Annotated in this window: 3 protein-coding genes; all 3 read left to right on the forward strand. The window is 43.5% G+C overall.

Annotated features, from left to right (window positions below):
• Nucleotides 1-1,161, forward strand: a 1,161-nt coding sequence (locus B4H32_RS03410) for a putative bifunctional diguanylate cyclase/phosphodiesterase (protein WP_286800005.1), incomplete at its 5' end; no start/stop codon positions are given.
• Between the two features lie 113 nt (nt 1,162-1,274).
• Nucleotides 1,275-2,192, forward strand: a complete 918-nt coding sequence (locus B4H32_RS03415; protein WP_286800006.1) for a LysR family transcriptional regulator — start codon at nt 1,275-1,277, stop codon at nt 2,190-2,192.
• A gap of 226 nt (nt 2,193-2,418) precedes the next feature.
• Nucleotides 2,419-4,617, forward strand: a complete 2,199-nt coding sequence (locus B4H32_RS03420) for an OsmC domain/YcaO domain-containing protein (RefSeq protein ID WP_004756108.1) — start codon at nt 2,419-2,421, stop codon at nt 4,615-4,617.
• Nucleotides 4,618-4,744: the final 127 nt, after the last annotated feature.

Here is a 4,744-nt window from a genome sequence, read left to right on the forward strand (position 1 = left end):
GGTTTTAAGTCGGTGAATGATGCTTTTGGGCATCATATTGGGGATCAGTTGTTGGTCCAGATGGCCAATCGTCTACACAATAAGCTAAATCAAAGCCATAAGTTATTCCGTATAGGTGGCGATGAATTTGTCCTGATATCTGAAAATACCGATATCAACGAGGCAATACAGCTTGCCGAAGAAATTCTGCATTTTATTCAGGGAACTTATTTAATTGCCAGCAAAGACATAAACATATCCGCGAGCCTTGGGATTGCGATGTATCCTGAACATGGCACCAATATTCAGGATTTGTTGATTAATGCCGATGTTGCCATGCTGGTGTCAAAAGATCAGGGGCGTAATACCTATACCGTGTTCCAGTCCATGAGCGATCAGCAAGATGTACGCAGCCAGTCCAAACTGATCAATGATTTATATAAGGCCGTTGATGAGCAGCAGTTTGTCTTGTTTTACCAGCCAAAATTTACCGCGAACTATGAAGTCTGTGGTGTTGAGGCCCTGATTCGCTGGAAGCATCCAGCTTTGGGGCTGCTTACGCCACAAATGTTTATTGAAAGTGCTGAAAAAACGGGTTTAATTATTCCTATGGGATATTGGGCGCTGGAACAAGCCTGTCAACAAATTCAGAAATGGGAGCAGAGCAAGAACCCGTTTTATCCAATTGCAGTGAATCTGTCAGCATTACAGTTTGAAAATAAGAAATTATTCAGTGTCCTTGAACAATTATTGGAAAAATATCAAATCCAACCTCACAACCTGATACTGGAGATTACTGAATCAACTGCAATGCATCACATTGATTCAACTATTCGTACCCTGGAACGCCTGCGTAAGCTCGGTATTCGAATCGCAATAGATGACTTTGGAACGGGTTACTCAAGCTTCCTGTATTTAAAAAATTTACCTGTCGATGAACTCAAAATTGACCGTGGTTTCCTCATGGATTTACAACCCAATTCCAAAGAAGAAGCGATTTTAGAAAGTATAATTCATCTTGCTGCAAAATTAGGTTTGATTGTCACGGCTGAGGGAGTGGAAACACAGCAACAAGCGGATATTCTTAAAAATTTAGGCTGTAATCAATTACAGGGATACTTGCTTGGCAGGCCTGTTAAGATTGATAGTTTGGTATTGCAAGGGCAGCCACATTTTGCCTAATTTTAAATAATCTGGTTTTATAACAGATGAATTTAATTCAATTTTGTCTATATAAATATTGTCTGCTCAATTGTATTGACACAAGCTAAGGCATGTTTTACTGGTTTATTAGTATGTTAGAACTTCGTCATTTAAAGACATTAACCGCCTTGCGCGAACACGGTTCATTGGTTGCAGCGGCAACTGACCTGTATTTAACACCGTCTGCGATTTCTCATCAATTAAAAGAGCTGGATCAATGGTTTGGCGTGGAGGTTGTGAATCGCCGTAGCCGACCTGTCTCATTTTCCCATGTTGGTTTGCGCCTGTTAAAGCTGGCGGATGATGTGTTACCGCAGATCCAGATCGCACATACCGATATTGCTCGTATTGTGCATGGGCAAACAGGCAGAATTATCTTCTCTTCGGAATGTCATAGTTGTTTTGACTGGCTGATGCCGTTGTTGAATCAATACCGCCAGCAATATCCAGATGTTGATCTGGATTTTGTCTCTGGTTTTGAGTCCAATCCACACGAGTTATTACAGAATGCGGAATTTGACCTATTAATTACTGCTGACCCAATTGCTTTAAAAGGCATTGAGTATTTTCCAATTTTTGAATATGAATCAAGATTAGTGTTGTCTAATACCCATCCACTGGTTCGGGTGGAAAAGATTACGGTACAGGAGTTGGCGGAGCAAACATTAGTGACTTATCCCGTGGATAAACACCGTTTGGACATTATGGCGAAACTATTTATTCCAGCCAATCTGCATCCGAAAGAAATCCGCACAACGGAACTAACGCAAATGTTGATCCAACTGGTTGCTAGTGGGCGGGGGATTTCGGCATTACCTGACTGGGTGGTAAATGAATATGAGCAGAAAGGCTGGGTCACTTCGCGCCGTCTGGATTGCGTTTCACCCAAAGGTCTCCGACGCACACTCTATGCAGGCTATCGCACTGAAGATAAAGACAAGAGTTATTTTGAGGGCTTTTTAAATCAACTGGATAAGTTTTCTAAAAAGCGCAATCATTATTATGACTAGGCTTGAATGGGCTGGTTGTATGTCGATTGGAAACACGGACAAACATTATCAATTCAGGCAAATCCCTCTATAATGCGGCATATATTATCTTGGCTTATCATGAGTGCTCATTGATCGTGATGAACCTCATTTATTATTCTGTTTAAGTCCATTTCAGATCGTTATTCTATTCATATTTACACGCTTATGTGCCGATGCTGGTACATAAGAGGTATTAGGTACCAGCATGGAAATCAAGGTTAATTATCTCGACAATCTTCGTCAGGAAGCCAAGTTCGATGATTTTACAGTAATTGCAGATCAACCGATCCGCTATAAAGGCGATGGTTCAGCGCCAGGACCATTCGACTATTTTCTGGCTTCATCGGCGTTATGTGCTGCCTACTTTGTAAAAGTGTATTGTGCGGCGCGGGATATTTCAACCGACAATATCCGCCTGTCACAAAACAATATTGTTGACCCTGAAAACCGCTACAAACAGATTTTTAAGATTCAGGTCGAGTTGCCTGCTGACATTTCTGAAAAAGACCGTCAGGGGATTCTACGCTCGATTGACCGTTGTACCGTGAAGAAAGTGATCCAGACAGGCCCTGAATTTATTATTGAAGAAGTTGAAAGTATTGATGCTGATGCACAGGCATTGCTGATGCCAAGCCTGACTTCGGAAAGCAGTACTTATATTCAGGGCAAGGATTTACCTTTAGAACAGACCATTGCCAATATGTCTAGCATTTTGGCTGGCTTGGGCATGAAGATTGAAATTGCATCATGGCGTAATATTGTTCCGAATGTCTGGTCACTGCATATTCGTGATGCACAATCGCCGATGTGTTTTACCAATGGCAAGGGTTCAACCAAGGAAAGTGCCTTGGCATCGGCACTGGGCGAATTTATTGAGCGTTTAAACTGTAACTTCTTCTATAACGACCAGTTTTGGGGAGAGGAAATCGCCAATGCTGAGTTTGTGCATTATCCTGATGAAAAATGGTTCCAGCCAGGCCCGAATGGTGAATTGCCAGTAGAAATTCTGGATGAATACTGCCTTGAGATTTATAACCCCGACGATGAATTGCTGGGCACGCATTTATATGACACCAACTCAGGTAATACCGAGCGAGGCATCTGTTCATTGCCATTCGTACGGCAGTCGGATGGTGAAGTGGTGTATTTCCCGTCCAATCTGATTGAAAATCTCTATCTCAGTAACGGCATGAGTGCAGGCAACACTTTGGCTGAGGCACAGGTACAGTGTCTTTCTGAAATCTTTGAACGTGCAGTGAAACGTGAGATTCTGGAGGGCGAAATGACGCTACCAGATGTACCGCAACAGGTTCTGGAAAAATATCCAGCAATTCTGGCTGGCATCAAGGGGCTGGAGGAACAGGGCTTCCCTGTGCTGGTGAAAGATGCCTCGCTTGGTGGTCAGTTCCCTGTGATGTGTGTGACGCTGATGAATCCACGTACAGGCGGAGTCTTTGCTTCATTCGGTGCGCATCCAAGTTTTGAAATTGCGTTGGAACGTAGCCTGACTGAGTTGTTGCAGGGGCGCAGTTTTGAGGGTCTCAATGATTTACCACAGCCAACGTTCCAAAGTAATGCGGTGACTGAACCAAACAACTTTGTGGAACACTTTATTGATTCCAGCGGTTTGGTGTCATGGCGCTTTTTTAGCTCCAAAGCTGATTTCGATTTTGTCGAGTGGGACTTTACCCACCAGGGTCAAAACAGCAATGTGGAAGAAGCGGAAGAACTGTTTGCCATTCTTGAGCAGATGGGCAAAGAAGTCTACATGGCGGTGTATGAACATTTAGGTGCAACCGCCTGCCGTATCTTGGTGCCTGACTATTCCGAGATTTATCTGGTAGAAGACCTGATCTGGGACAACACCAACAAGGCACTGTTATTCCGTGAAGATATCTTAAACCTGCATCGTCTGGATAATGACAGCCTTGAGGCCTTGGTTGAGCGTCTGGAGGAATGTGAGCTGGATGACTACACCGAAATCGCCACCTTGATTGGTATCGAATTTGATGACAATACCGTGTGGGGGCAACTGACCATTCTTGAGTTAAAACTGTTGATTTATCTTGCTTTAGAGCAATTTGAAGAAGCAAAAGAATTGGTCGGGCAGTTCCTGCAATACAACACCAACACGGCTGAGCGAGGCTTATTCTATCAGTGCATGAATGTGGTGCTGGAGGTGATTCTGGATGATGAGCTGGAATTGGATGATTATCTAATTAACTTCCGCCGTATGTTTGGTGATGAACGAATGGACGCGGTACTTGGATCGGTAGATGGCAGTGTCCGTTTCTATGGTCTCACCCCAACCAGTATGAAACTGGAGGGGCTAGATCGACACTTACGCCTGATTGACAGTTATAAAAAGTTGCATGCCGCACGTGCCAGGGCGGTTGCTGCCTAGTGAGCTAAAAGTTATGGGTGCAATCCTTGTATTTGTAGATTGCACCTTACGGTTTCAGGTTTAAAACGCTTCCTGATACGAAAAGGAATTTATCCATTGGAGCGTAAAACCTCGGGGTTTAGCCCGA

This window comes from Acinetobacter sp. UBA2063, assembly GCF_002333245.1.
Classification (GTDB): domain Bacteria; phylum Pseudomonadota; class Gammaproteobacteria; order Pseudomonadales; family Moraxellaceae; genus Acinetobacter; species Acinetobacter parvus.